This window comes from Streptomyces sp. NPDC001108, from assembly GCF_053598535.1.
Genome location: NZ_JBSFKL010000012.1, coordinates 81,717 through 106,018, shown reverse-complemented (window position 1 = coordinate 106,018; position 24,302 = coordinate 81,717). Strand labels below are relative to the sequence as shown.

The following is a 24,302-nucleotide window of genomic DNA, read 5'->3' as shown; positions in this document are numbered from 1 at the left end:
ACCAGCGTACGTGCAAGCGATGTGCAACAAGAGGCGCGGTCCGGCGTACCGCCAGGTCAGGGCCGCGCCACCGGTCAGGCGGTGCGGTAGACCAACGCGGTCGCGATGCCCGCGAGCCCCTCGCCCCGACCGGTGAAGCCCAGCCCGTCCGAGGTGGCGGCGGAGAGCGAGACGGGCGCGCCCACGGCGGCCGAGAGCACCCGCTGCGCCTCCTCGCGCCGCTTGCCGATCTTCGGCCGTACGCCGACGACCTGGACGGCCACGTTGCCGATCTCGAAGCCCTCGGCCCGCACGATCCGGGCCGCCTCGGTGAGCAGGGTCACCCCGGCCGCGCCGGACCACTCGGGGCGGCCGGTCCCGAAGTGCTGCCCGAGGTCACCGAGCCCGGCGGCCGAGAACAGCGCGTTGCACGCGGCATGGGCCACGACGTCGGCGTCCGAGTGCCCGGCGAGACCGGGCCCCTCGCCGTCCCAGCGCAGCCCCGCGCACCACAGCTCGCGCCCCTCCTCGAAGGCGTGGATGTCGCTGCCGATCCCCACCAGCGGGATCACCGGCCCGGTCCGCCCCAAGGGGGAAACCGTTTCCTCGGAATCCGTCGACCTCTCAGAAGCCATCGTTCGCCCTCCTGCGTGCGAGTACCGCCTCGGCCAGCACCAGATCGAGCGGCCGGGTCACCTTGAACGCCTCTTCGTGCCCGGGGACGACCACGACGGGCGCCCCGGTCCGCTCCACCATGCCCGCGTCGTCCGTCGCACCCTCGCCGCTGAGCGCGACGGTCTCGTGCGCGCGGACGAGCGTGTCCCGGTCGAAGCCCTGCGGGGTCTGCACCGCGCGCAGCCTGGCCCGTACCGGCGTGCCGAGCACCGGCTCCGGCTCCCCCGGCGCCCCTGGCTCGACCTCCTTGACGGTGTCGGCCAGCGGCAGCGCCGGTACGACGGCGGGCGCCCCGCCCCGCACCGCCTCGACCACCGCGTCGACCGTGTCGACCGGCACCAGCGGGCGGGCGGCGTCGTGGACCAGGACGACGGAGACGTCCTCGGGCAACGCTTCGATGCCGAGCCGCACCGACTCCTGCCGGGTGGCGCCGCCGGGCACGACCAGGTAGTCGGTGCGCTCGGGCAGGGCGTGCTCGTCGAGGAGGTTCTTGACCTCGGGGGCGCCCTCCGGCGGCGCCACGACGACGACCAGGGAGACGGCGCGGGAGGCCGCCATGGCCCGGACCGCGTGGATGAGCATGGGCGTACCGCCCAGCGCGCGGAGCGCCTTGGGGGCGCCCGGACCGAGCCGCACCCCGCGGCCGGCCGCGGGAATCACGGCGGCGGTGCGGGACGGACGCGATTGATCAGACATCGGTTGCACTCCGAAGCTTCGGCATGTTTGTTTCCACGGCCGACATGGGTATGGCCAGAAACGAGCCGGGCGCCCAGTCCCGACTCGGCCGGACCCTTTCCGTGACGCCCGGCCGATTCGGACCAGCCGCCCCGGCGGCTCGGGGTCGACCGCACAAGATCGCGAGCAAGGTATCGGGGCTCTCACCGATGAAGCCAACGCATCGGTGAGTCCAGATACATTTCAGCCAGGCTGCATTGAAATCAAGACACTCGCAGTCTGGAAATAGCCATGTCATAGACATGCCGCAGTGCCCGGCGACATACCGTGCATACGGCTGTCAGCGGGCACTGCGGCACATTGATGGGGACACCGACCGATCGCCACCGGCACGGTCAATCGCGTCGACGATGCCGACTCGGCTTCGAACAACGCGCCCCGACCGGTTCCGGTTCAGTACGGCCGGTTCATTCCGATCGACTCAGCCCGATCGGGCTCGGTCCGATCGGCTCAGGATGCGAGGACCTCGTCGAGCAGGGCCTCGGCCTTGTCTTCGTTGGTGTTCTCCGCGAGGGCGAGCTCACTCACCAGGATCTGGCGGGCCTTGGCGAGCATCCGCTTCTCACCTGCGGAAAGTCCGCGCTCGCGCTCGCGACGCCACAGGTCGCGGACCACTTCGGCGACCTTGATGACATCGCCGGAGGCGAGCTTCTCGAGATTTGCCTTGTAGCGCCGGGACCAGTTCGTCGGCTCTTCGGCGTACGGCGCGCGCAGCACCTCGAAGACCCGGTCCAGCCCCTCCTGCCCGACTACGTCGCGCACACCCACGAACTCCGCATTGTCCGCCGGCACACGAACCGTCAAGTCGCCCTGGGCGACCTTGAGCACCAAGTAGGTCTTGTCCACGCCTTTGATCTGGCGAGTTTCGATAGCCTCGATCAGCGCGGCCCCGTGATGGGGATAGACCACGGTGTCGCCAACCTTGAACGTCATGTGACAGGTACCCCTTCCGTGGCTATCAATCGTAACACGAGAACGGCTTCTCCTGAATGGCGTTTTCGCAGGTCAGGGCATATCTCGGGGCTTGACAACAGCAACGGGCACGTGCTGCGGAAGGCTTACGGAGGGCGGTATTCGCAGGTCGGAGCGGTTGTGCGGGCAAGGTGAAACACACACGTCCCACACATCCGTACCACCCGACGAAGGTGACGAACATCCCGTTTTGCCGGATTCTGGATGCCGGACTTTCCCTACTCCGTTCGGAGATCGATCACCCATCCGAGCGTAAGCCGAGGTAAGTGGTGTTGATCAATGGAATTGGCTGTCGGCGCGGCATGATCGCTTATGCACTCGGAATGCGCCACGCTCCATGAATTGATCACCGGCGATATGTGAACAGCACGTGTCGACGCGTGTCGGCCCGTTTCGGAGCGGCCCGGAGGACACCCGTCCGTACCTCTTCGTCCGTGCGGCGCGACCCTCGGTGATCCGAACGGAAGACCGGGGACACCGTCTTTGGGGCGGGTCGGGTGCGGGGGCGGCGGGGCGGCTCGGTAGCCTAAGGCCGCTGACACACCCTTAGGACGGCTTTACGTGGCCGTCCTCCCCCGTCCGCCGCCCGAACGTTCAAGGAGTTGCCGCCGCCGTGAGCCGCAGCCTTCGACACGGCGCTCTCGCCGCCACTGCCATCGTGTTCTCGATCGCCTCGCTCGCCGCGTGCGGCGCGGGCAATGACGCAGCGACGCTGCAGGTCAAGCCGGACAATGCCGCCACCACCATCGGCGACATCAGCGTCCAGAACGTGAACGTCATCACCCAGCCCCGGCTCACCGCCGAGGGCCCGGCCGTCATCGCCGCGACGCTGTTCAACGACGGCACCAAGGCGCAGACCCTGAAGTCCGTGGCCGTCCAGGGCGGGGGCGCCCCGGTGCAGCTGCACCCCGCCAAGGGCGAGAGCCGGATCGTGATCCCGGCCGGCGGCCAGGTGACGCTGGGCGGCGCGAACAACGCCGCCGCCGTGATCGAGGGCGGCTCGGAGGCCGCCAAGGCGGGCGGCGTGCAGCGCGTCGTCTTCACCTTCAGCTCGACCGGCGAGGTCCCGATCGACGCCCTCGTCGTGCCCGCGGAGAGCTACTTCAAGGATTCCGGCCCGAGCACCCTGCCCGTGCCGCCGTCGAAGACCCCCGCGTCGCCGACCGGCTCCGCCACCGGCAAGCCCGCCCAGGGCGCGTCCGGCGACGCCGTGCCGGACGCCCCGAGCGACTCCACGTCCGCCTCGGCCGACTCGCACTGACCGTACGCCGCACGGCGGGGCCACGACCCCGCGCGCATACGTGAACGGCGGAGGGCGCCCTCCCTTTCGGGGGGGCGCCCTCCGCCGTTTCCGTGCGCCTCCGTACGCCGGTGACGGCCTACGGCTCGAACTTGTAGCCCAGGCCCCGCACCGTCACCAGGAAGCGGGGGGCGCCCGGGTCGGGCTCGATCTTGGCGCGCAGCCGCTTGACGTGGACGTCGAGGGTCTTGGTGTCGCCGACGTAGTCCGCGCCCCACACCCGGTCGATCAGCTGCATGCGGGTCAGGACCCGGCCCGCGTTGCGCAGCAGCATCTCCAGGAGGTCGAACTCCTTGAGCGGCAGATCGACCTTGCCGCCGGCGACCGTCACGACGTGGCGGTCCACGTCCATCCGGACCGGGCCCGCCTCCAGGGCCGCGGGGGTGACCTCCTCCGGCTCGCCGCGGCGGCGGAGCACCGCGCGGATGCGGGCGACCAGCTCCCGCGAGGAGAACGGCTTGGTCACGTAGTCGTCGGCTCCTATTTCCAGGCCGACGACCTTGTCGATCTCGCTGTCCTTCGCCGTGACCATGATCACCGGCACGTTGGACCTGCTGCGCAGCTGACGGCAGACCTCGGTGCCGGGCAGGCCCGGCAGCATCAGGTCGAGCAGGACGAGGTCGGCGCCGTTGCGCTCGAACTCGTCAAGCCCGTCCGGGCCGGTGGCCGCGATGGCGACCTCGAAGCCCTCCTTGCGGAGCATGTAGGACAGGGCGTCGCTGAAGGATTCCTCATCCTCGACGACGAGCACTCGGGTCACGGAAGGACCTCCGGGGCTGGGATTGGTTCAAGGGTGTCGGAGTGGGCGGGTCCCTCGGGACCCTCGTCGTCGTTGACGGTGCGCGGCCCGGCCGGACCGCGGTCGCGCTCCCGTACGGAGCCCGCTTCGGGCAGCCGCAGGGTGAAGGTGGAGCCCTGGCCCTCCGAGCTCCAGACCGTGACCTCCCCGCCGTGCGAGGCGGCCACGTGCTTCACGATGGCGAGGCCGAGGCCGGTGCCACCGGTGGCCCGTGAGCGGGCCGGGTCGACGCGGTAGAACCGTTCGAAGACCCGCTCGCGGTCCTTCTCCGAGATGCCTATGCCCTGGTCGGTCACGGCGATCTCGATCTGGTCCCCGCCGGGTACGGACACCCGCCGGGCGGCGATGCCCACCCGGGTACGGGCGGGGCTGTAGTTGACGGCGTTCTCGACGAGGTTGCCGAGGGCCGCGGCGAGCTGTCCGCGGTTGCCCCAGATGTGGAGCTCCGCGGTGCCGCCGGCCGCCATGGTGATCTGCTTGGAGCCGGCCTGCTGGCGGCAGCGGTCGATGGCCTCGGCCACCAGCTCGTCCACCCGGACCGGCTCGGCGTCCTCCAGCGGGTCGTCGTTCTGCACCCGCGAGAGGTCGATGATCTCCTGTACGAGGTTGGTCAGCCGGGTCGCCTCGACCTGCATCCGGCCGGCGAAGCGCTCCACCGCCTCCGGGTCGTCGCTGGCGTCCATCACGGCCTCGGAGAGCAGCGAGAGCGCTCCCACCGGGGTCTTCAGCTCATGGCTGACGTTGGCGACGAAGTCGCGTCGTACCGCTTCTATCCGGCGGGCCTCGGTGAGGTCCTCGACCAGGAGGAGCACCAGGCGGGAGCCGAGCGGGGCGACCCGGGCGGAGACCGCGAGGGCCTCGCCCCGGCCGGTCCCGCGCCGGGGCAGGTCCAGCTCGACCTGGCGTATCTCGCCGTCCCTGCGGGTGTCCCGGGCCATGTTGAGCATCGGTTCCACCGCGAGCCGACCGCCCCGTACCAGCCCCAGCGCGTAGGCGGCGGAGCTGGCCTTGACCACGCTGTCGCTCTCGTCGAGCACCACCGCCGACGAGCTGAGCACGGACAGGACCGTGTCCACTCCGGGCGGCAGGGGGGCGTTGCTGTCGGGCCGCATGGAGGTCCGCGTCGGCTTCTTCTGGTCGCGCTCGCTCCAGCGGAACGCGAGCATGGCGATCACACCGGTGCCCGCACCGCCGATCGCCGCAGCTGCGGCGACCGCCGCGTTCACGTCCATACGTCAAGGTTATGCGGGTACCGGAGGACTCTCCCAGCCATCCGAGTGCCTGTCCGAACACTCGTCGCCCAGAGTTCACCGAGGGGCAAGGGCTGGTTCACTTGGGCGGCCGGAGCCCGACGCGTAGGCGCCCCAAGGTGGCAGCGTGGGGTTCGAAGCTGGCCCCGGCCTTACGAAGAGGACTGGAGAGGGACTTCCATGCGTGACGCGTACCACGAGGAACTCGACTCGATCGGCGAAGGGCTGGTCGAGATGGCCCGGCTCGTCGGGTCGGCGATCGGCCGGGCGACAACCTCCATGCTCGACGCCGATCTCAAGCTCGCGGAGAGCGTGATCGCCGCCGACCAGAAGGTCGACGACCTTCAGCACGACCTGGAGGCGCGGGCCATCGCCCTGCTCGCCCGTCAGCAGCCCGTCGCGACGGACCTGCGCATAGTGGTCACCTCCCTGCGGATGAGCGCCGACCTGGAGCGCTCGGGCGACCTCGCCCAGCACGTCGCCAAGCTGGCCCGGCTGCGCTTCCCGGCGTCGGCGGTCCCGCACGACCTGCACGCCACCATCCTGGAGATGGGCCAGCTGGCGCAGCGCCTGATGGCCAAGGCCGCCGAGGTCATCATCACCAAGGACGTCGACCTGGCCCTCCAGCTGGAGCAGGACGACGACGAGATGGACCTGCTGCACCGCACGCTCTTCCAGCACCTGATGGACGACCGCTGGAAGCACGGCATCGAGACCGCCGTGGACGTGACGCTGCTCGGCCGCTACTACGAGCGCTTCGCGGACCACGCGGTGTCGGTGGCGAAGCGGGTGGTGTACCTGGTGACGGGCGAGCACGCGGACGAGATCCAGCAGCAGGCGGCGGTGGAGGGCGCCTGACACGGGTACCCCGGGGGCGTACGGGACGGCCGGGACGGTACCGGGGCGTGCGGGACAGTACTGGGGGCGCGTAAGAGAGCGTGCGCGGGGCGCATGGGCGGTCCTGCGCGAATGCGCCGTTGATGCGCCCGCCGGTGCGGGCATCCAATGGGGTGGGGCTGCGCGCCTTGCCCGTACGCCCCGGCCGTACGCGCGTCGTCATGGCGTACGGCCCTGTCGTACGCCTTGAGGAGGATCCATGGCCGATTCCCCCGTCACCGACCCCCAGCAGGACGTGCCCGCCGAGGCGGTCCGCCTGCCCCTGCTCGGCGCCTGTGGCTGCGGCTCCGGCTGCGGCTGCGGCTGCCAGTCGGGCGCCCCGTGCCAGTGCGGTGGCTGCTGCGGCTGACCGTCCGTCGTGCCACCGGGCGCGCCCCGCGCGAAGCTTTCGCGCGGGGCGCCGCCGTGTTCCGGTGCCGTGTTTCCGTGTCGGGCCGGGGTGCTGAGGGCGTGGTGCTCCGTCCTGGTGTTCCGGTCCGGCGCCCCGTCCCGTTCCGGGTGCGGGTGCTCAGGCCGTCCGCTCGGCGGGGGCACCGGCACCGGCGTCGACGCTGCCCTCTTCCGCGACCGGGCCCGGCCGGCCCCCGGCCGCCGCCACCGCGTCCGACGCCGGAAGGTTCCGCATCAGCAGCCCGTACCCCAGCGCGGCCACCGTCCCCAGCACGGCGCACGTCCCCCACAGCCACTTCGGGCCGAACCGGTCGATCACCACGCCCGACATCAGCGGGGCGATCAGCGCCGCCACGGCCCACGACATCGTGTACATGCCCTGGTAGCGGCCCCGGCCCCGGGCGGGCGACAACCGGACGACCAGGCTGCTCTGGATCGGCGAGTTGACGATCTCGGCGACCGTCCAGACGCAGATGGTCAGCGCGTAGGCCCCGACCGAACCGGCGAACGCGGTCAGCCCGAACCCGTACCCCGCCAGCAATGACGAGACGACCAGCAGCCGGCGCGGATCGCGGTGCTCGATGAAGCGCGTGACGGGGATCTGGAGCACCACGATCAGCACCCCGTTGACGGCGACGGCGGTGCCGAAGTCGGAGCTGGAGAACCCGTCCGACCCCATGGCCACCGGCAGCCCCACGTACCCCTGCTGGAAGATCAGGGCGATGACGAAGGAGAGGCCGACCACGCTCATGAACCGGCCGTCGCGCAACACGGTGGAGAGCCGGACCTCCTCCTCCACCACACCGCCCCCGCCTGCCGGGCCGACCGCCGCGGCCTTCTCCGGCCGGGTCTCTGGCACCTTCAGGAAGACGACGACGGCGCAGGCCAGCGTCATCACGGCCTCGCCGAGGAACCCGGCGAGATAGCTGTACTCGGCGACGAACCCGGCGCCGGCCGAGGAGACCGCGAAGCCGAGGTTGATGGCCCAGTAATTCAGCGAGAAGGCCCGGACCCGGTCCTCGGGCCGGACGATGTCGGCCATCATCGCCTGCACGGCCGGCCGCGAGGCGTTGCTCGCCATGCCGACGACGAAGGCGACGCCCGCGATCGCCACCGGGTGGACCATGAAGCCGAGCACCGCCACCGACAGGGCCGTCGACGTCTGCGCGATCAGCATCGTGGGGCGGCGCCCGAGCCGGTCGGTCATCACCCCGGCCCCGAGCGAGGAGACGACCCCGCCGAGCCCGTGCAACGCGGCGACCAGCCCGGCGTACGAGGCCGAGTACCCCCGGTCCAGGGTCAGGTAGAGCGCCATGAACGTGGCGACGAAGGCACCGAGGCGGTTGACCAGTGTGCTGGTCCACAGCCACCAGAACTGGCTGGGCAGACCGGACACGGATGCGCGGGCGGCCCGTCTGAGACCGGCGACGGACATGCGGAATCCCCCGGGGACGTAGATGACGTGGATACGGAACGGAAGCCGCTGGGTAAGCGGCCCGGCCGTTGTCCACACATTACGAATCCGGAATTCCGGTCCGCCAGTCGTTTGACGCCCGCCGTCAATCGACCGCTCGACCGGCCCGGCCCCGGCCCCGTCCGGAGGTGTCCGCCCTGTCCGCCCTATGACCGCCCGCGCGGGGTTCGTACGGGTTCGATTACGCTCGGCCCCATGGCCGACGCACCGTACAAGCTGATCCTCCTCCGCCACGGCGAGAGCGAATGGAACGCGAAGAACCTGTTCACCGGCTGGGTGGACGTCAACCTCACCGAGAAGGGCGAGAAGGAGGCGGTCCGCGGCGGTGAGCTGCTGAAGGACGCCGGTCTGCTCCCCGACGTGCTGCACACCTCCCTCCAGAAGCGCGCCATCCGCACCGCGCAGCTCGCGCTGGAGTCCGCGGACCGCCACTGGATCCCCGTCCACCGCTCCTGGCGGCTGAACGAGCGCCACTACGGCGCCCTCCAGGGCAAGGACAAGGCCCAGACGCTGGCCGAGTTCGGCGAGGAGCAGTTCATGCTCTGGCGCCGCTCGTACGACACCCCGCCGCCCGCCCTGGAGGACGGCACCGAGTTCTCGCAGAGCGACGACCCGCGCTACGCGACGATCCCGCCGGAGCTGCGCCCGCGCACCGAGTGCCTCAAGGACGTCGTCGTCCGCATGCTGCCGTACTGGTACGACGGCATCGTCCCGGACCTCCTCGCCGGCCGCACGGTCCTGGTCGCCGCCCACGGCAACAGCCTCCGCGCCCTGGTCAAGCACCTCGACGGCATCTCCGACGCCGACATCGCGGGCCTGAACATCCCGACCGGCATCCCGCTCGCCTACGAGCTGGACGCCGACTTCCGCCCCCTGAAGCCGGGCGGCACCTACCTCGACCCGGACGCGGCGAAGGCCGCCATCGAGGCCGTGAAGAACCAGGGCAAGAAGTAACGCATTCCGCGATCACGCCTCCCCCCTGTGCGTACGGTACGGGCGGGAGGCGTATTCGTGCGCTCGACGGGCTGCCAGGTCCGTCAGGGGAGGGGAACGATGGAGGCCGAGGTCAGGACGCGCGTTTCCGCGTACGCGATAGCCGTGCGGGACGACCGCATGCTGGTGGCCCGGCTGTCGGAGGCGTCACCGGTCTTCGCACCGGGGCTGTGGCATCTGCCCGGCGGAGGGATCGACCCGGGTGAGCAGCCGGCCGAGACGCTGGCGCGCGAACTGCTGGAGGAGACGGGCCTCGAACTGACGAAGGCCCACCTGCTCGACGCACGGACGTACCCGGCCCGGCGGAATGGCGTGGACTGGAGCCTGACGGCCCTCTTCTACGCCGTCTCCCTCAAGGACGGGGAGCCGACGGTCACCGAGGTCGACGGCTCCACCGAGGCGGCCATGTGGGTCCCGCTCACCGACCTGGGGCCCGGCACCGTGTCTCCCCCGACGGTCGACGCCCTGGGCATGCTGGACCGGGCCGAGTCGGCTCTCACACAGGCCCGTTGACGGACCCGACTTGGGCGGTGCCTGCCGGACCTCAGCTGATGGCATGGCTGCGCCACACCACCACCGCCGTGCTGCAACGACCACCAGAACCCGCCTTTCCGGCCCGGAGAGGGCTCTTCTCGTACCGTCCCGCGGTGCGCACGGGTGCGGGGTGCGCTTCTGGGCTTCCGGTCCGGGAGGCGTCGTGAACGGCCGGGAGTGGGACGACGACAGTGACTACGAGGAGGCCGTGGCGCGGGCCAGGACGGCGACGCGGGTCGGCTTGTCCGCGATCGCGGGAGTGATGGGCGTATTGATCCTGGCTGTCGCCGCCCTGCTCGTGGGCGGACTGCTCTTCGGGCTCGGCGTTTCGTACGCCGACGCATGGTTGTGACGTAGCCTCAGGTCGCGCCAACTTCCGTCGTACGCACGTTATGTCACGGATTGCCGAAGGTGTTCGTACCCGTTTCCGGCGGTCCGTGCGTAGGGCGTCGGCGGCGGCGCTAAGGTCTTCGTCACACTGCTGGCACGTGTTCGGAAGGTTGCCGTCCGGAACGCGGCCGGGTGGCGTCCCGGGGGCGTTTCCGGGGCGTACGGGGAGAGCGACGAGAGCGGGGAGCAATCATGGGCGAGCCCCTGAAGACCTTCGTCGGTGGTGCCGAGGTCGACGTGCCCAACAGCATTCCGGCCATCCGGGCCACGCTGCCGGAGGAGAGACGCGAGGAGTTCGACCGCGCCATCAACGAGGCGGGGGTCCACGAGATCCAGGCGGTGATGCGGCACTGGATGCTGGAGGCCGTGCCCGACCCCGAGGCCGAGCGGATTCTGGACCGGCTGGCGCAGGACGAGGCCGAGAGGCGGAGCGTCGCTTGAGCTTCCGCATCTCCTACGCGCCGCCCGCCGACGACTCGCTGGCCAAGATGCGCGACGGCGAGACCTTCCGGGCCGAAATGGCCCGCACGCTCGGCCTCGACCCGTACGGGCACGGCTCGTCGGCGGTGAAGAGCGAACGCGACCGCCGCGAGGCGACGGTCGCGGGGGCGATCGTGCTCTATTACGTCTCCGGATCGGTGCTGACCGTCACCGTCGTGCGGCTCGTCCCGCTGCCCTGAACCGCCCGCGCCCGGATCACGCACCGGGAATCGCCTGCCGGGGCTACGAGCCGCCCGGTTCGCGTCCCGAGGCTACGAGCCGCCCGGTTCGCGCTCCGGGGCTACGAGCCGGCCGGGACCTCGATGATGTCGCCCTTCTTGTCCACGGTGTGGGTCCGCCAGTAGATGTCCCACTTGTCGTCCACGTGCTTCGGCACCTTGCCCTCCGGGTAGCGGACGTATCCCTTCGGCGGGTCCTCGCCGTTGGGCTGGCAGGCCGATCCGGTGCCCCCGACCGTCATGACCGGGTACTCCCCGCCGCCGCAGGTCGCGTCCTGCATCGAGCAGCCCGTGGCGAGCGCCGCCACCGCCGCCGCCGCGAGGGCGAGGGCCACCGCCGCCCTGTTCCGGCCCCGCCCGTCGCGCGTGGAGTCCGTCCGGCCGTTCCGACTGGTCCCGTACATGGTCCTGCTCCTTCTGCTCGCTGGTGCCCCCAGCCTGCCCGGCGCAGAAACCGTCGATCGTGAGTACGAGTACTCACACCCCGGGGCGCCACGTACTTGTCCGTCCGTACGTACGTGGCGCCCCGTCGCACACCAGGGTCAGGCGAGCTTCGCGGCCTGGGCCTCGACCACCGCGGCCGGCAGTTCGAAGTCCCCGCCCTCGCCGGCCGCCGCCAGGTTCATCGAGGAGAACGAGGCGAACGTGGCGCCCTGACGCACCACCACCAGCTTCATCCGGGTCTTCTCGCCGTCCTGCTGCACCTCGATGGTCCAGGCGGCGGCCTCCTCGCCGCCCTTGACCTTCTCCTCGGTGATCCCGGCGACCTTCTGCTTCTCGCCGGCCGCGGTGTACTCGAAGCCACCCGCGCACTCGGTGGCGGCGGTGCGCATCGAGGCGACCGACTCCTGCGCGCCCTTGCCGTCGTACGAGCCGAGGGCGAGCTGCGTGGTCGTGATGTCGAAGGCGGCCTTGAACGCCTTCTCGACGTCCGCGTCGTCCTGGTTCTTCAGGTCGGCCTTCTTCGGCTTGCTGACGACCGTGCGCTTGGTGAACGCCGCCGGCTCACCGACCTGCGAGCCCATCAGCGCGTGGACCAGCGGGGTGCAGGCCTCCTTCTCGACCTTGATCTGGTCGACCGGAAGGGTGTCCTTGGCCGCGGTCTTGCTGATCTCGTGGTCCTTGACGTCGCCCTGGGCCAGCGCGACCTTCTCCAGCTCGGCGGCGCTCAGCGCCTTCGCGGCGGGCGCGGCCGCCGCGGACTCCTTGCCCTTGGCGCCCTTGTCCCCGGCGTCCGGGTCGGACGCGGAGTCCGAACCGCCGCACGCGGTGACGAGCAGAGCCAGGGACGCCGCGGTGGCGGCAACAGCGGTACGACGTATGGCGATGGAGCGCATGGTCTGGTCTGATCCGTCTCTATGGGTCGAGTGTTCGATCTTGATCACTCTAGAAGCGGAAAATGACCTGATGACCCGTCAAATCGGGCGCAGGGGGCGATCGTGACGTCCCCGTGATCATCCTGTGAAGGCGGCCGCGCGCGGTGGGGCACGGCCGCCGGGAACTCAGTCGGCCGCACCGTCCGGCTGCCGGGTCAGCCGGTCGAACGCGTCCAGGTTCCGGGTGGACTCGCCGCGCGAGACGCGCCAGGCGTACTCCTTGCGGATGGCGCTCGCGAACCCCAGCTCCAGCAGGGTGTTGAAGGACCCGTCGGCCGCTTCGAGGACCACGCCGAGCAGCCGGTCCAGCTCCTGCGGGGTGACCACGGAGAGCGGCAGCCTGCCGACGAGGTAGATGTCGCCGAGCTGGTCGATCGCGTAACTCACGCCGAAGAGACGGAGGTTGCGCTCCAGCAGCCAGCGGTGGACGGCCGCGTCGTTCTCGTCGGGGTGGCGGACGACGAAGGCGTTGAGGGAGAGCGAGTGCGTGCCGACGCGGAGCGAACAGGTGGTGGACAGCTTGCGCGTGCCGGGCAGCTTGACGACGTAGTCGCCGGGCGCGGGGCTCTCCCATTCGAGCCCGGCGTCCTCCAGGGTCGCTTCGACGACCCGCACGGCCCGCTCCGTCGTCACGGCTCCGCCGGTCAAGTCCTCGGGTACGTCAGCCATGGTGCGAGCGTACGCGACGGCGGTGGCCCTGCATCGCGGCCGTGTACACCTCGGCGGTCGCGGCGGCGGCGGTGTCCCAGCCGAAGCCCCGGGCGTGCGCGGCAGCCGCCGCGCCCATCCGGGTGACCAGCTCCGGCGAGGCGAACCGGGCCAGCTCGCGCGCGTACGCCGCCGGGTCGTGCCCGGGTATCAGGAAGCCGCTCACCCCGTCCCGCACGGCCACCGGGAGACCGCCCACGGCCGCCGCGACGACCGGGGTGCCCGCCGCCTGCGCCTCGATGGCGACCAGGCCGAAGGACTCGCTGTGCGAGGGCATGACCAGCACGGACGCGGCCCGGAACCAGTCGGCGAGCTGCTCCTGCCCGACCGGCGGCTGGAACCGTACGACGTCGGCGATGCCCAGCAGCGCCGCCAGCTTCTGCAGCCCCTCCGGCTTGGCGAGCCCGCTGCCGCTCGGGCCGCCGACGATCGGCACGACCAGCCGGCCGCGCAGCGCGGGCTCCCGGTCCAGCAGCACCGCCACCGCCCGCAGCAGCACGTCGGGCGCCTTCAGCGGCTGGATCCGGCCCGCGAAGAGCGGGATCAGGGCGTCCTGCGGCAGCCCGAGCCGGGCCCGCGCGGCGGCCCGGCCGTCGGCGGGGCGGAAGCGGTCGAGATTGACGCCGGGGTGGACGACGGCGACGGACGCGGGATCGGCGTCGTAGAAGCGGACGAGCTCGTCGGCCTCCTCCGCGGTGTTGGCGATCAGCCGGTCCGCCGCGTCCACGATCTGGGTCTCGCCGATCACCCGGGCGGGCGGCTCGGGGGTGTCGCCCTCGGCCAGCGCGGCGTTCTTGACCTTCGCCATGGTGTGCATGGCGTGGACGAGCGGGACGCCCCAGCGCTGGGCGGCGAGCCAGCCGACGTGGCCGGAGAGCCAGTAGTGGGAGTGGACCAGGTCGTAGTACCCGGGGCGCTGGCCGGCCCACGCCTGCATCACGCCGTGCGTGAAGGCGCAGAGCTGGGCGGGCAGCTCCTCCTTGGCCAGGCCCTCGTACGGCCCCGCGTCGACATGGCGGACCAGGACGCCGGGGGCCAGCTCGACCTCCGGGGGCAGCCCGCCGGTCGTGGACCGGGTGAAGATCTCGACCTCGACGCCGATCGCGGCGAGCCGTCTGGCCAGCTCGACGATGTAGACGTTCATCCCGCCCGCGTCGCCGGTGCCCGGCTGATGGAGCGGTGAGGTGTGCACGGAGAGCATCGCGATGCGGCGGGGCCTGCGGTGGCCGCCGGGGAACCTGAGGCGCGGCGCCGCGCGGCCACCGCCGCGCCGGGAGACGTACTGACTCACGTCGTCCGGTCCTCCTCATCCAGGGCATGACTGCGGAGGGACCCGAGCCCCGCCAGGGGCTGGAACATCGGAACGCCCTCTTTCATTTCCGCTTTACCAAATCATTACGGTGCAGCAGGCGCACTTCGGGCGCGCGGCCGGCGCGTAACCGACGCGCCATCCGCGCCTTCCCCGGACCGCCCTCCCCCGACCTCCCTCCTCGGCCCTCCCGCCCGAGCCCCCGTCTCCTCGGCGCGCCCCGCAGGATCGTTACGCTCGGTGTCATGCGCCCCATCGGCACCGCGACCCGCGGGACCACCAACCCGAACCGGCTCCGCCGCATGGACCGCTGGATCGCCGCCACCCACGGCCCGGCCCTGCGCCGCGCCGACCACCCCGTCGCCGTCGACCTCGGCTACGGCGCCGCCCCGTGGACCGCCGTCGAACTGCTGCACCGGCTCCGCACCGCCGAGCCGCGCACCGCCGTGGCCGGGATCGAGATCGATCCGGAGCGGGTCGCGGCCGCGAAGCCGTACGAGTGCGAGGGCCTGACCTTTCTGCACGGCGGCTTCGAGATCCCGCTCCCCGAGCGCCCCGACCTCATCCGCGCGGCGAACGTGTTGCGCCAGTACGAGGAGGGCGAGGTGGCCGCGGTCTGGCGGCGGCTGTGCGCCCGTCTGGCACCGGGCGGGCTGCTGGTGGAGGGCACCTGCGACGAGATCGGGCGGCGGCACGTGTGGGTGGCGCTCGGCCCGGAGGGGCCGCGCACCGTGACGTTCGCGGCCCGGCTCGCTTCCCTGGACCGCCCCTCCGACCTGGCGGAACGCCTCCCCAAGGCGCTGATCCACCGCAATGTGCCCGGCGAACCGGTCCACGCCTTCCTGCGGGACTTCGACCGGGCGTGGGCTGCGGCGGCCCCGTACGCCTCCCTGGGTGCGCGGCAGCGCTGGATCACGGCGGTGCGCTCGCTGTCGGGCGACTGGCCGCTGGCCGACGGGGTACGGCGGTGGCGGCAGGGCGAGGTGACCGTGGAGTGGGCTGCCCTCCGGCCCAACCCGTAACGCCTGTCGGCCCGCCTGCGGCGCCGGCCGACTCGTAACGCCTGTCGGCCCGCGGCACCTGTCCGCCCGTAGCACCTTTCGGTGAACGCGCCCGCCGGGGGAACGGGATCGGCGCTCCGATCGTCCAGAGAGAGAGGAGCGGGGGAAGCGGGGGCGCCACCGGGGATATATGGCCGTCAGGACAGCTGTCGTGCGCCCCTGTTGCTTTTCGGTACGGCATGGCACGATCTCGACATCGGCGAAAAGTTACTGACGGTAAATCAGGTTTTATTCGGAGGGGTGTCCCGTGAACCGACGTCACTGTGCCTCAGCCGCGATCACTCTGGTCTGCGCGCTGTCCGTGCTCATCACGCCGGTCCAGGCCCTCGCCGCGCCCACACCGCCGTCCGCCGGCGCCAAGGCGCCGAAGAAGACCCTCGAAGAGGTGCGCGAGGAGATCGACGACCTCTACCGCAAGGCCGGGGCGGCCACCGACGCGTACAACCTCGCCGAGGAACGGGCCGACAAGCAGTCCACCGAGATCGTGAAGCTGGCGCGCGCCATCGTCGTCGGCCAGGCGAAGATCACCGAACTCAAGGCCCAGGCGGGCGCCCAGGCCCGCGAGCAGTACCGCACCGGAGGGCTGCCGCCCGGCGCGCAGCTGATGCTCAGCGACGACCCGCAGCTCTTCCTGGACGGCGTGAGCCGGGTCCGGGAGGGCCAGCAGGCCGCCCAGGGCGTGCTCGGCGAACTGACCAGGACGCAGCAGGACCTGGAGACGTACACCAAGGACGCGAGCATCAACTGGAAGAAGCTCGAAGCCGGCCGGGTCAAGCAGGCCAAGGCCAAGAAGCGGATCAACGCCCAGATCGCCGCGGCGAAGAAGCTGGAGTCCCGTCTGAAGAAGGAGGAGCGGGCCCGCCTGCTCAAGCTGGAGGAGGAGGCCGCCTACCAGCAGCAGACGGCCTGGCTCAGCTCCGGCGCCCTGAAGGACATCAACCGCGAGGCGAGCGCCGCCGGCAAGAGAGCGGTGGCGTTCGCGACCGCCCAGATAGGCAAGCCGTACGTGTGGGGGGCCGAGGGCCCCGGATCGTACGACTGCTCCGGGCTCACGTCCCAGGCCTGGGCGGCGGCCGGCCGGCCGATCCCGCGCACCTCCCAGGAGCAGTGGCGGCTGCTGCCGCGCATCGCCATCAAGGACATGCGTCCCGGCGACCTGATCATCTACCACTCCGACGCCAGCCATGTGGGCATGTACGTCGGCGACGGCGCGATCGTGCACGCCCCCCGCCCGGGGCGCAACGTGACGCTGGCGGGTGCGGGCTCGATGCAGATACTCGGCGTCGTACGCCCGGACAAGTAGGCGGTACGGGGCCAGGAGCGGTGGGGGTCGACAGCGGTACGAGATCGGCCGGTACCCGGGCCGGGGGCGCCCGCGCCGGGCGCCATTCGGGCCGACTGAAGAGCCGACCGTGCCGTGCGGCACGGAGGGCGCCATGCACCAAGCGCCACGTGCCGTGCGCCCGAGCCGATCAGAGGCCGGTTTCATCCGGTTCGTCGGGTTTCTCCTGCTCGATGGTCCGGCCGGTCGCCGGGCTCGGGATGGCCGTCCCGTCCGCCGCTCGGGCACCACTCGGGCACCGCCGGTGCCCCGGAACGCCCTCCGGCCGTTCCGCGTGACCTTTGTCATGCCCGGGCGGCAGCCTGATTACCGGTTCGGCGCGCCGGATCCGTGACCTGACGCGGCTTATGCCGGTGCATATGCCCGAGGCGGGGCCCGGGACGCCATTCCGTTCACCCGGCACGGACCGCTATCGTCCCCGTCTGGCAGTTCGTCGATCGTCGTTCCGCCGTGCCCTCGGGGGGAGGGAAGGAAAACCGAGCCGATGCCCGTATCCGTACCGCAGCAGGACACCGACACCGCTGCGGAGGCCTCCCACGACGCCGTCCTCACCCTCCTGGTGATCGAGGACGACCCGGCGGGCACCTTCACCGTCCCCGAGCTTCCGGCCGTGGCCGGAACGAGGGTGCGCGTCCGCACCGCCCGCAACCTGACCGAGGCGGGCCGGCTCCTCACCGACGACGTCGACTGCATACTGCTGGACCTCGCCCTGCCCGCCGGAAGCGAGACCCGGACCGCCAAGAGCCGCGACACGACGGACGCGGGAACGGAAACGGCGCCGGAGGCGGTGCCGGAAGCGGACCACCGGCTCGCCGTCCTCGAGTACGTGGTGCGGATCGCCCCGCGCCACGCCGTCCTCGCCCTCACCGCCGAGAACGACACCGAGCTGGCCGCCGCGGCCGTACGGGTCGGCGCCCAGGACTACCTCTGCCGCGAGGAGCTGGACGGGCGGCTGCTCAGCCGCGCCATCCGCTACGCCGTCGAGCGCAAGCGCGCCGACGTCGCCCAGCGCAGGCTCACCGAATCGACGCTGCGCGCCCAGGAGAACGCCCGCCTGGAACGCGGCCTGCTGCCCACCCCGCTGCTCGACGGCTCCGATCTGCGCTTCGCGGCCCGCTACCGCCCCGGCCGCAGCCGCGCCCTGCTCGGCGGGGACTTCTACGACACCGTCCGCACCCCGGACGGCACCGTCCACGTGATGATCGGCGACGTCTGCGGCCACGGCCCCGACGAGGCGGCGCTGGGCGTGGAACTGCGCATCGCATGGCGGGCGTTGACCCTGGCTGGACTCTGCGGCGACGAACTGCTCACCACCCTTCAACAGGTCCTGGAGCACGAGCGGGAGAGCGAGGAGATCTTCGCGACGCTCTGCACCGTCGACATCGCCCCCGACGGCCGCCACGCCGGACTCTGCCTGGCCGGTCACCCGGCCCCCCTGCTCGCCCGGCACGGGCAGACCGCGCAACTCCTCCCGTACGAGGACGGCGGCCCGGCCCTGGGGCTGCTCCCGCACGCCCGCTGGCCCCGCCGTCAGGTGGAGCTGGGCAGCGGCTGGAGTCTGATGCTGTACACGGACGGGCTGATCGAGGGGCGAGTCGGGTCGGACGGGGCCCAGCGGCTGGGCCAGGACGGCATGGTCGAGATGATCAACCAGCAGCTGGCGGACGGGCTGACCGGCGAGGACCTCCTGGAGGCCGCGGTCGCCCGGGTCCGGGAGCTGAACGGCGGGGAGCTGACCGACGACGTCGCGGTCCTCCTGCTCGGCCACGACCTGGAGAACGCGCACCGCCCGGCCGCCGTCGCCCCGTGACCGGGGCGGTTCGGCGACCGGGCGGGGCCCGAGGTCTGCTGCTGCGGCCGCCCGCTCAGCGACCGCCGTTGTACGGGCCGTACGGGCCGTCGCTGCTGGAACCGCCGCCCCGGCCGCGCCCGCCCGTGACCGCCTGGAGCGCGGGCCGCACGTCCACCAGGAAGACGATGGAGGCGACCAGCCCCGCGAGCTGGAGGAAGAGCATCGGCACGAAGAGGTTCACGGCGACGGTGATGCCGAGGATGACCAGCCAGAACGACTTCTTCTGCTTGTCCGCCGCACGGTAGGCGTCCTCCCGCGCCATCGACGCCATGATCAGCGCGACCACGGCAAGCACCAGCATGAGCAGGAAGAGCAGCCCGACGAATGTGCTGAATCCGGTGAGCAACATGGTGTGTACCGCCTAGTGAGTGGATGAGCGCCTCAACGCCAAGGTACCCGGGACAGCGGGCCGGACACCCGGTTGGATTCCCGGGCCGTCGTCCGCCGCCCGTCGCGGCCGTGCCGAGTGCCTGCCCGCTACTTCTCCTTCGCGCTCGGCGGAGTGGCCTTCTTCGCGGCGGGCTTGCGCGCGGGCGCCTTCCTGGCGGGCGCGGCGGGCTTGGGCCCGGCCTTCGCCTCGGGAGCCGGCTTGGCGGCGGGCGCGGGCTTGGCGGCGGGCGCCGGGCCGGGCTTCGCGGTGCCCGTCCGGGTGCCGGACTCCTTGCGCGGCTCGACGACGACGGCGATCTCGACGGCCTCCTCGGCCACCTCGCCGCGCCAGTGCCGTACGGTCCGCTCGCCGCGCTCGGCGACCTTCTCGTACGTCTCCCGGGCCCGCACCGCGTACTCCGCGGCTACGCCCAGACTCCGCAGCGCGAGGTCCTGCGCGTTCTCCCCGAGCTTGCGCAGGTCGCTGTCGAAGGCGCCGATCACCTCGTTGACCTTGGCCTGCACGGTGGCCTGAGCCTCCTTGGCCTGCGTGGTCACCTTCTCCTGCACGACCTTGGGGTCGGTGTTGCGTACGGCCTCGATGCGCTCGGGCGCCTCGGCACGCAGCTGGTCGAGCAGCGCCGGGACCTTGCGCGCCTGCTCGACGGCGAGATCGGCCGTACCGGCGGCGAAATAGAGGGGGGTCGGGTCGGTGAGGGTCTTGCGCAGGTCATCGGTGATGGCCATGACTGTGGTCCTCCCGGATCATCGGGCTCGGTGCGAGGGTTCTCAGAAGTTCAGAGACTTTGGAGTTCTGGGCTTCTGGAGTTCTGTGGCTATGGAGTTCTGGAGTCGGGGGAATCGAAGGGCGCCGAGGATGCGTCGGCCGGGCCGAACGACACCCGCGGCACCACCCGGCTACGAGGGCTCTGCAGGCCCCGCGGCCGCTTCGGCACCGGCGTCCGGTCCCGGCTCGTCGTCGGTCCGGGGACCGGACTCGAAACCGTTCTCCCTGCGGAAGGAGTCATAGATCTGCAGCAGAACGCTCTTCTGCCGCTCGTTTATCGACGGATCGGCGAGAATCACCGCCCGCGTCTCCAGCTCCTCCCGCTCCCGCTCGTCCAGAATCCCGGCCCGTACGTAAAGGGTCTCGGCGGAGATCCGCAGCGCCTTGGCGACCTGCTGCAGCACCTCGGCGCTCGGCTTGCGCAGCCCGCGCTCGATCTGGCTGAGGTAGGGATTGGACACCCCGGCGGCGTCGGCGAGCTGCCGCAACGACAGCTGCGCGTTGCGCCGCTGCTCGCGCAGGTACTCCCCGAGATTGCCGACGTTGAGTGATGCCATGTCCCGATGGTGCACCCCTCTTGCTAACTATTGCAAGCAGACGCTTGCAAAAGTGCGCCACACCACTCCCCCGGCCGATCGCACCGGAGCGCGCGTTCCGGAACACGCGTTCCTGACCGCTCCCCCTCTCGGGCTGGGGTGCCTGCCGACGGCCGACGCGCCTTGCGGGAGCGGGCGCTCGTGATAGGGAGTACAGATGCTAGGTCGACTCCCGCTCGGTCAGCAGCTCGATGGCTTGCGGTCCGTGCTCTCCCGCAACGAGGTGCTGGCCAGGGCAGCGACGCTGGAACTGCCCGGCTGGTACGTGACGGCGGGCTGCCTGTTCCAGACGGTGTGGAACGTGGTCACCGACAGGCCCCCGACCAGCGGCATCAAGGACTACGACCTCTTCTACTTCGACGGCACCGACCTGTCCTGGGAGGCGGAGGACGCCGTGATCAAGGCAGGGCAGGAGCTGTTCGCCGGGCTGCCGGCCGAGGTGGAGATCCGCAACGAGGCCCGTGTGCACCTCTGGTACGAGCAGAAGTTCGGCGTGCCCTGTCCGCCGTACGAGTCCACCGAGGCGGCGATCGACTCGTTCGCCGCGACGACGTGCTGTCTGGGGGTGCGGCTGGACCTCAACGGTGAGTGGCGCGTCTATGCGCCCCACGGGCTCTCCGACGTGTTCAACCTCGTGGTCCGGCCCAACCCGGTCCTTGCCCCGCAGGAGGTCTATGAGGCCAAGGCGGCGCGCTGGAAGGGCGAGTGGCCGGAGCTCACCGTCCTGCCGTGGCCGAACTGACACGCAGGGGGCGTCGGAGGTGGGCGCTGGGAGCGCGGTCGGAAGTCGGGCCGAGCATTGGCTCGTTGTCGCGCCGGGGGAGGAGCGCTGGGGCGTCGGTGATGTCGTCAACCTGGCCGCCGGTTGCGTCACCGTGTTGACCGGTGACGGTGACTTCGCGGCCGCCCGCCTTCCGTCTCGTCGGGCCCTGCCCCGGCGTAACGGGGGCCCGAGAGCGCCGAGTTCCGGGCGAGGGTCATGGCGGGCCTCTGACCTGCCATAACGGATCGGGGCGGCTGCGACGCAACCATTGGCGGGGGACTTCCTCCCCATCGGCGACTTCTGCCGTAAACGAAGGTCTTCCGGGGCATTCCACCTTCGGCCTCCGCGTGAAGCGGCGGTCGAAGTTCCATCGGACGCGGGCTTGTTGGAGGCCCTGCGCGGCCGTTCAGTGAAAGGCGGAAACCGTGAGCATGACCCAGACCGGCAAGCTCCAGTTGAGCTCGTCCAGTGCCGTGGCGTTGAAGGGCGGAGACACCTCGACCTTCACCCAGGTCACCTTCCCCTCGCCCTTTCCGAGCGGCTCGACGGTCATCGTCGTTCCGTTCGTGCAGACCTTCGCGGGCCCGGACACGCCGGGCCTGCGGATCGCCGATGTCACCCTCACCGGCTTCAAGATCCGCATGAACGAGCTGGCGGGCAGCGGCAAGGCGCTCTCGGACGGAACACACACGTCCGAGACGGTCGGTTGGATCGCCAGCACCGTCTGAGCGACCGACGCCGCTGACGCTGCGGCCCCTTCCGCCCGCCGCGCTTCCCCGGGGCCGAAGTCGTGAGGCCCGTCGCTGCGGGGCGGTGCGGCAGCGTGGGCGGTGCGCGGCCTCCCGAAGGGCCGCCGCGCACCGCCCGAAGCCGCCTTCAGCCAACAGCGGCCGATGACAAGCCTGATCGACTCCCGCCACTGACGGACAGCCCGACAGGACGGCGGCACCGTCGGGCTCCAGCCGGTGGGCATGCCCGGACCGGGGCGCGTCCACCGGTCGCGGGGTTCTCCATCCGATCGAGTGCGGTGGGCCGCCCTTCCGTTTCGGTGGGTGTACGCCTGTCCATGATCCGCCTGGCGCCCGGCGGGCGTCCCAGTCGCCCGGACGCGGAGGAAGTCCTGGTCGGCCGGCCCTCAGAAGGAACGGAGCGGTTCATGACCACCGAAGGCGGAGCACCTCTCGCATCGGTCACCGAGGCGACCCTCGCGGACATCGCGTCCCACGGCATCTGGCGTGGCGCGAGTCTCGACATCAACCCGTCGGTGCTCGCCGTCGCGCGCGCCCTGCTCGCGGCCCTCCAGGGCACGGCCCCGGCCGGAACGCTCCCCGAGGAGCTGCAGAAGCTGGTGGCGCAGGTCCTGCGGAACGCCGGGGTCACCTTCCCGCGCATCGCCGTGACGGACGACATCGGCCTCTCCGCGTTCGCGATCAAGCAGAAGACCTCGGAGCCGCGCCCGGTCGTGATCGTGCCCGCCGGCTGGAACCCGTACGGCTGGATGCCGTTCATGGTCGGCTACCTCTCCCTGGCGGCGCGCGGCTACCACGTGCTGGCGTACACGCCCCGCGGCTTCGGCGAGACGGGCGGGCCGTTCACGTCCGACGGGTTCATCGGCGTCGCCGGGCCGGACGACTGGGCGGACGGGTCGAAGGTGATCGACCACGCGGAGGAGCTGTTCACGCCGAGCAAGGTCGGGTTCATGGGCCTGTCCTACGGCTCCGGGATCAGCCAACTCGTCGCCGCCCACGACGAGAAGAACCGGGTCGCCGTCGTGGCCGCCCTGAGCACCTGGGGCAACCTGGCCACCAGCCTCTACGACAACGGCACCCGGCACGAGAAGGCCGTCGAGCTGCTGATCGGCTTCACCGGGGCCAAGGAAGGCGAGGAGAAGGAGAAGTTCGACGACGCGACATGGCGCGTCCTCCAGAACTTCCAGAACGGGGAGAACATGGAGGAGGTGGTGGAGTGGGGCACCGTGCGGTCCCCGGAGACCTACGTGGAGGCCACCAACGCCCGGTCCATTCCGACCTTCTACTCGAACACCTGGCACGAGAGCCTGTTCCCCGCCGGTGAGGCGATCGCGACCTTCGAGAAGCTCACCGTTCCCAAGCACCTGAACCTGTGGATCGGCGACCACGGCGCCCCGGAGGGCGTCGGCATCACCGGCTTCCCGAGCGGCACCCCGTTCTGGGGCTACCTCAAGCCGATGACGGAGGCGTACGCCTGGCTCGACCACTACCTGCTCGGGAAGAGCGGCGACGTGCCGGACTGGCCGGTGGTCCGCAGCCAGGTCATGTTCACCTACACGACCAGGCCGAACGGCATCGGCGGTGGCGACCGGATCGAGAAGGAGGCCGAACGCGAGTCGTTCTCCTCCTGGTCCGAGGCCACCACCGGCACCGAGACCTGGTACCTGAGCGGCGCCGACGGGGACGACGGGGCCTCCCTGTCCGACAAACCGTCCTCGGGCTGGAGCCGGGAGTTCACCGCCGGGCACGAGACCACCGCGACCGCCATGGACGACATCATGGAGACCGGGCAGAAGGAGTGGTTCGGCAACCCCAAGCCCTACGAACCGGCCGGCTTCGAGCCGGAGCGGCTCCTGGTCTGGTCCACGGAGGAGTTGGTGGGCGGACGCCGCATCCGGGGCGCCGCCGGGCTCCGGCTGACCGTCCGCGTCGAGGAGGGCGACGCCGCGACCCTGGTCGCCTACCTCTTCGACGTGGACCCGGACGGGAACACCCGGATCATCACCCACGAGCCGCTCACCATCACGGGTCTGACCCCCGGCACGGACCAGAACGTCGACTGGACGCTCCAACCCGCCGCCTACGACCTCGCCGACGGCCACCGCCTCGCCCTGGTCGTCAACAGCCGGGACCGGCTCTACTCCTTCACCGGTACGGAGGGCTCCACCACCACCATCACTTCCCCGACCGGCCAGGAAGCCGCCCTGGAACTGCCGCTCGGCTGACGGCACCCCGGCCCCGGCCGGGCACCGAAGGGCCATGGACGACGTGGGGGTCGGCGGG

Annotated in this window: 27 protein-coding genes; 14 read left to right on the top strand and 13 right to left on the bottom strand. The window is 71.2% G+C overall.

What is annotated here, in order from left to right:
• Positions 1-74: 74 nt before the first annotated feature.
• From ispF to ACWC97_RS25005, 3 genes are all read right to left on the bottom strand, one after another.
• Positions 75-614 carry a 2-C-methyl-D-erythritol 2,4-cyclodiphosphate synthase gene (ispF, locus tag ACWC97_RS25015; RefSeq protein ID WP_450651647.1) on the bottom strand — a complete coding sequence of 180 codons (540 nt, stop codon included), beginning with the start codon at positions 612-614 and terminating at the stop codon, positions 75-77.
• Positions 604-1,350, bottom strand: coding sequence for a 2-C-methyl-D-erythritol 4-phosphate cytidylyltransferase (ispD, locus tag ACWC97_RS25010; RefSeq protein WP_352279027.1), 747 nt, complete (start codon positions 1,348-1,350; stop codon positions 604-606). Before ispD ends, ispF begins: the two co-directional genes overlap by 11 nt.
• Before the next feature lie 489 nt (positions 1,351-1,839).
• Positions 1,840-2,322 (bottom strand): CarD family transcriptional regulator, encoded by a 483-nt coding sequence (locus ACWC97_RS25005; protein WP_006380568.1) that lies wholly within the window; start codon positions 2,320-2,322, stop codon positions 1,840-1,842.
• 652 nt (positions 2,323-2,974) lie between these two features.
• On the opposite strand from ACWC97_RS25005, the gene ACWC97_RS25000 reads away from it, so the two are divergent.
• Positions 2,975-3,622, top strand: coding sequence for a copper chaperone PCu(A)C (locus ACWC97_RS25000; protein WP_352279025.1), 648 nt, complete (start codon positions 2,975-2,977; stop codon positions 3,620-3,622).
• 118 nt (positions 3,623-3,740) lie between these two features.
• On the opposite strand, the gene ACWC97_RS24995 is transcribed toward ACWC97_RS25000, so the two are convergent.
• Both ACWC97_RS24995 and ACWC97_RS24990 read right to left on the bottom strand, forming a co-directional pair.
• Positions 3,741-4,421: a response regulator transcription factor gene (locus ACWC97_RS24995; RefSeq protein WP_072487966.1), complete on the bottom strand. Its 681-nt coding sequence runs from the start codon at positions 4,419-4,421 to the stop codon at positions 3,741-3,743.
• Positions 4,418-5,692, bottom strand: coding sequence for a sensor histidine kinase (locus tag ACWC97_RS24990; RefSeq protein WP_352279024.1), 1,275 nt, complete (start codon positions 5,690-5,692; stop codon positions 4,418-4,420). The genes ACWC97_RS24995 and ACWC97_RS24990 overlap by 4 nt, the downstream gene beginning before the upstream one ends.
• Positions 5,693-5,890: 198 nt before the next feature.
• On the opposite strand from ACWC97_RS24990, the gene phoU reads away from it, so the two are divergent.
• Both phoU and ACWC97_RS24980 read left to right on the top strand, forming a co-directional pair.
• Positions 5,891-6,568, top strand: coding sequence for a phosphate signaling complex protein PhoU (gene phoU, locus ACWC97_RS24985; RefSeq protein WP_352279022.1), 678 nt, complete (start codon positions 5,891-5,893; stop codon positions 6,566-6,568).
• A gap of 238 nt (positions 6,569-6,806) precedes the next feature.
• Entirely contained in the window at positions 6,807-6,956 is a 150-nt protein-coding gene (locus ACWC97_RS24980) for a hypothetical protein (RefSeq protein WP_352279020.1), read from the top strand.
• A 159-nt stretch (positions 6,957-7,115) separates the two neighbouring features.
• On the opposite strand, the gene ACWC97_RS24975 is transcribed toward ACWC97_RS24980, so the two are convergent.
• A complete protein-coding gene (locus ACWC97_RS24975; RefSeq protein WP_352279019.1) occupies positions 7,116-8,432 on the bottom strand; it encodes an MDR family MFS transporter in 1,317 nt (438 codons plus the stop codon).
• Positions 8,433-8,666: 234 nt separating this feature from the next.
• Between ACWC97_RS24975 and ACWC97_RS24970 the strand changes: the two genes are divergently transcribed.
• From ACWC97_RS24970 to ACWC97_RS24950, 5 genes are all read left to right on the top strand, one after another.
• Positions 8,667-9,425 carry a phosphoglyceromutase gene (locus ACWC97_RS24970; protein ID WP_352279017.1) on the top strand — a complete coding sequence of 253 codons (759 nt, stop codon included), beginning with the start codon at positions 8,667-8,669 and terminating at the stop codon, positions 9,423-9,425.
• A 99-nt stretch (positions 9,426-9,524) separates the two neighbouring features.
• Positions 9,525-9,977: an NUDIX domain-containing protein gene (locus ACWC97_RS24965; RefSeq protein ID WP_352279015.1), complete on the top strand. Its 453-nt coding sequence runs from the start codon at positions 9,525-9,527 to the stop codon at positions 9,975-9,977.
• A gap of 184 nt (positions 9,978-10,161) precedes the next feature.
• Complete coding sequence (locus ACWC97_RS24960) at positions 10,162-10,350, top strand: hypothetical protein (RefSeq protein ID WP_352279013.1); 189 nt, start codon at positions 10,162-10,164, stop codon at positions 10,348-10,350.
• A 230-nt stretch (positions 10,351-10,580) separates the two neighbouring features.
• A complete protein-coding gene (locus ACWC97_RS24955; protein ID WP_266416166.1) occupies positions 10,581-10,829 on the top strand; it encodes a hypothetical protein in 249 nt (82 codons plus the stop codon).
• Complete coding sequence (locus ACWC97_RS24950) at positions 10,826-11,068, top strand: hypothetical protein (protein WP_352279011.1); 243 nt, start codon at positions 10,826-10,828, stop codon at positions 11,066-11,068. The genes ACWC97_RS24955 and ACWC97_RS24950 overlap by 4 nt, the downstream gene beginning before the upstream one ends.
• Before the next feature lie 101 nt (positions 11,069-11,169).
• Here the strand turns inward: ACWC97_RS24950 and ACWC97_RS24945 are convergent, their stop codons facing one another.
• From ACWC97_RS24945 to mshA, 4 genes are all read right to left on the bottom strand, one after another.
• Positions 11,170-11,511 carry an SCO0607 family lipoprotein gene (locus tag ACWC97_RS24945; RefSeq protein ID WP_450651643.1) on the bottom strand — a complete coding sequence of 114 codons (342 nt, stop codon included), beginning with the start codon at positions 11,509-11,511 and terminating at the stop codon, positions 11,170-11,172.
• Positions 11,512-11,649: 138 nt separating this feature from the next.
• Positions 11,650-12,444, bottom strand: coding sequence for a hypothetical protein (locus tag ACWC97_RS24940; protein WP_450651641.1), 795 nt, complete (start codon positions 12,442-12,444; stop codon positions 11,650-11,652).
• Positions 12,445-12,609: 165 nt separating this feature from the next.
• Positions 12,610-13,152, bottom strand: coding sequence for a YbjN domain-containing protein (locus ACWC97_RS24935; RefSeq protein WP_450651639.1), 543 nt, complete (start codon positions 13,150-13,152; stop codon positions 12,610-12,612).
• The gene (mshA, locus tag ACWC97_RS24930) at positions 13,145-14,482 is read right to left on the bottom strand and encodes a D-inositol-3-phosphate glycosyltransferase (protein ID WP_352279005.1); all 1,338 of its coding nucleotides are present in this window, start codon (positions 14,480-14,482) and stop codon (positions 13,145-13,147) included. Before mshA ends, ACWC97_RS24935 begins: the two co-directional genes overlap by 8 nt.
• A 263-nt stretch (positions 14,483-14,745) precedes the next feature.
• Between mshA and ACWC97_RS24925 the strand changes: the two genes are divergently transcribed.
• The 3 genes from ACWC97_RS24925 to ACWC97_RS24915 all read left to right on the top strand — a co-directional run bounded on the left by ACWC97_RS24925 (position 14,746) and on the right by ACWC97_RS24915 (position 18,713).
• A complete protein-coding gene (locus ACWC97_RS24925) occupies positions 14,746-15,522 on the top strand; it encodes a class I SAM-dependent methyltransferase (protein WP_352279004.1) in 777 nt (258 codons plus the stop codon).
• 286 nt (positions 15,523-15,808) lie between these two features.
• On the top strand, positions 15,809-16,864 hold the full coding sequence (locus ACWC97_RS24920; RefSeq protein WP_352279002.1) for a C40 family peptidase: 1,056 nt from the start codon (positions 15,809-15,811) through the stop codon (positions 16,862-16,864).
• Between the two features lie 523 nt (positions 16,865-17,387).
• Entirely contained in the window at positions 17,388-18,713 is a 1,326-nt protein-coding gene (locus ACWC97_RS24915) for a PP2C family protein-serine/threonine phosphatase (RefSeq protein WP_450651637.1), read from the top strand.
• Positions 18,714-18,768: 55 nt separating this feature from the next.
• On the opposite strand, the gene ACWC97_RS24910 is transcribed toward ACWC97_RS24915, so the two are convergent.
• From ACWC97_RS24910 to ACWC97_RS24900, 3 genes are all read right to left on the bottom strand, one after another.
• Complete coding sequence (locus ACWC97_RS24910; RefSeq protein ID WP_352278999.1) at positions 18,769-19,104, bottom strand: DUF2516 family protein; 336 nt, start codon at positions 19,102-19,104, stop codon at positions 18,769-18,771.
• A gap of 128 nt (positions 19,105-19,232) precedes the next feature.
• A complete protein-coding gene (locus ACWC97_RS24905; RefSeq protein WP_450651636.1) occupies positions 19,233-19,871 on the bottom strand; it encodes a hypothetical protein in 639 nt (212 codons plus the stop codon).
• A gap of 171 nt (positions 19,872-20,042) precedes the next feature.
• Complete coding sequence (locus tag ACWC97_RS24900) at positions 20,043-20,468, bottom strand: helix-turn-helix domain-containing protein (RefSeq protein ID WP_352278995.1); 426 nt, start codon at positions 20,466-20,468, stop codon at positions 20,043-20,045.
• Between the two features lie 196 nt (positions 20,469-20,664).
• On the opposite strand from ACWC97_RS24900, the gene ACWC97_RS24895 reads away from it, so the two are divergent.
• From ACWC97_RS24895 to ACWC97_RS24885, 3 genes are all read left to right on the top strand, one after another.
• Positions 20,665-21,249 (top strand): nucleotidyltransferase family protein, encoded by a 585-nt coding sequence (locus ACWC97_RS24895; protein WP_450651634.1) that lies wholly within the window; start codon positions 20,665-20,667, stop codon positions 21,247-21,249.
• Positions 21,250-21,701: 452 nt separating this feature from the next.
• Positions 21,702-21,998, top strand: a complete 297-nt coding sequence (locus ACWC97_RS24890) for a hypothetical protein (RefSeq protein ID WP_352279055.1) — start codon at positions 21,702-21,704, stop codon at positions 21,996-21,998.
• Positions 21,999-22,426: 428 nt separating this feature from the next.
• Positions 22,427-24,244: a CocE/NonD family hydrolase gene (locus tag ACWC97_RS24885; RefSeq protein WP_450651632.1), complete on the top strand. Its 1,818-nt coding sequence runs from the start codon at positions 22,427-22,429 to the stop codon at positions 24,242-24,244.
• Positions 24,245-24,302 lie beyond the last annotated feature (58 nt).

Bases quoted from the DNA above. Each gene is read 5' to 3' on its own strand.
- phoU (WP_352279022.1), top strand. From the start codon at position 5,891: ATGCGTGACGCGTACCACGAGGAACTCGACTCGATCGGCGAAGGGCTG.
- ACWC97_RS24970 (WP_352279017.1), top strand. From the start codon at position 8,667: ATGGCCGACGCACCGTACAAGCTGATCCTCCTCCGCCACGGCGAGAGC.
- ACWC97_RS24925 (WP_352279004.1), top strand. From the start codon at position 14,746: ATGCGCCCCATCGGCACCGCGACCCGCGGGACCACCAACCCGAACCGG.
- ispD (WP_352279027.1), bottom strand. From the start codon at position 1,350: ATGTCTGATCAATCGCGTCCGTCCCGCACCGCCGCCGTGATTCCCGCG.
- ACWC97_RS24885 (WP_450651632.1), top strand. From the start codon at position 22,427: ATGACCACCGAAGGCGGAGCACCTCTCGCATCGGTCACCGAGGCGACC.
- ACWC97_RS24955 (WP_266416166.1), top strand. From the start codon at position 10,581: ATGGGCGAGCCCCTGAAGACCTTCGTCGGTGGTGCCGAGGTCGACGTG.
- ACWC97_RS25005 (WP_006380568.1), bottom strand. From the start codon at position 2,322: ATGACGTTCAAGGTTGGCGACACCGTGGTCTATCCCCATCACGGGGCC.
- ACWC97_RS24980 (WP_352279020.1), top strand. From the start codon at position 6,807: ATGGCCGATTCCCCCGTCACCGACCCCCAGCAGGACGTGCCCGCCGAG.
- ACWC97_RS24945 (WP_450651643.1), bottom strand. From the start codon at position 11,511: ATGTACGGGACCAGTCGGAACGGCCGGACGGACTCCACGCGCGACGGG.
- ACWC97_RS24935 (WP_450651639.1), bottom strand. From the start codon at position 13,152: ATGGCTGACGTACCCGAGGACTTGACCGGCGGAGCCGTGACGACGGAG.
- ACWC97_RS24910 (WP_352278999.1), bottom strand. From the start codon at position 19,104: ATGTTGCTCACCGGATTCAGCACATTCGTCGGGCTGCTCTTCCTGCTC.
- ACWC97_RS24940 (WP_450651641.1), bottom strand. From the start codon at position 12,444: ATGCGCTCCATCGCCATACGTCGTACCGCTGTTGCCGCCACCGCGGCG.
- ACWC97_RS24900 (WP_352278995.1), bottom strand. From the start codon at position 20,468: ATGGCATCACTCAACGTCGGCAATCTCGGGGAGTACCTGCGCGAGCAG.
- ACWC97_RS24905 (WP_450651636.1), bottom strand. From the start codon at position 19,871: ATGGCCATCACCGATGACCTGCGCAAGACCCTCACCGACCCGACCCCC.
- ACWC97_RS24895 (WP_450651634.1), top strand. From the start codon at position 20,665: ATGCTAGGTCGACTCCCGCTCGGTCAGCAGCTCGATGGCTTGCGGTCC.
- ACWC97_RS24990 (WP_352279024.1), bottom strand. From the start codon at position 5,692: ATGGACGTGAACGCGGCGGTCGCCGCAGCTGCGGCGATCGGCGGTGCG.
- ACWC97_RS24965 (WP_352279015.1), top strand. From the start codon at position 9,525: ATGGAGGCCGAGGTCAGGACGCGCGTTTCCGCGTACGCGATAGCCGTG.
- ispF (WP_450651647.1), bottom strand. From the start codon at position 614: ATGGCTTCTGAGAGGTCGACGGATTCCGAGGAAACGGTTTCCCCCTTG.
- ACWC97_RS24890 (WP_352279055.1), top strand. From the start codon at position 21,702: ATGACCCAGACCGGCAAGCTCCAGTTGAGCTCGTCCAGTGCCGTGGCG.
- ACWC97_RS24975 (WP_352279019.1), bottom strand. From the start codon at position 8,432: ATGTCCGTCGCCGGTCTCAGACGGGCCGCCCGCGCATCCGTGTCCGGT.
- ACWC97_RS24915 (WP_450651637.1), top strand. From the start codon at position 17,388: ATGCCCGTATCCGTACCGCAGCAGGACACCGACACCGCTGCGGAGGCC.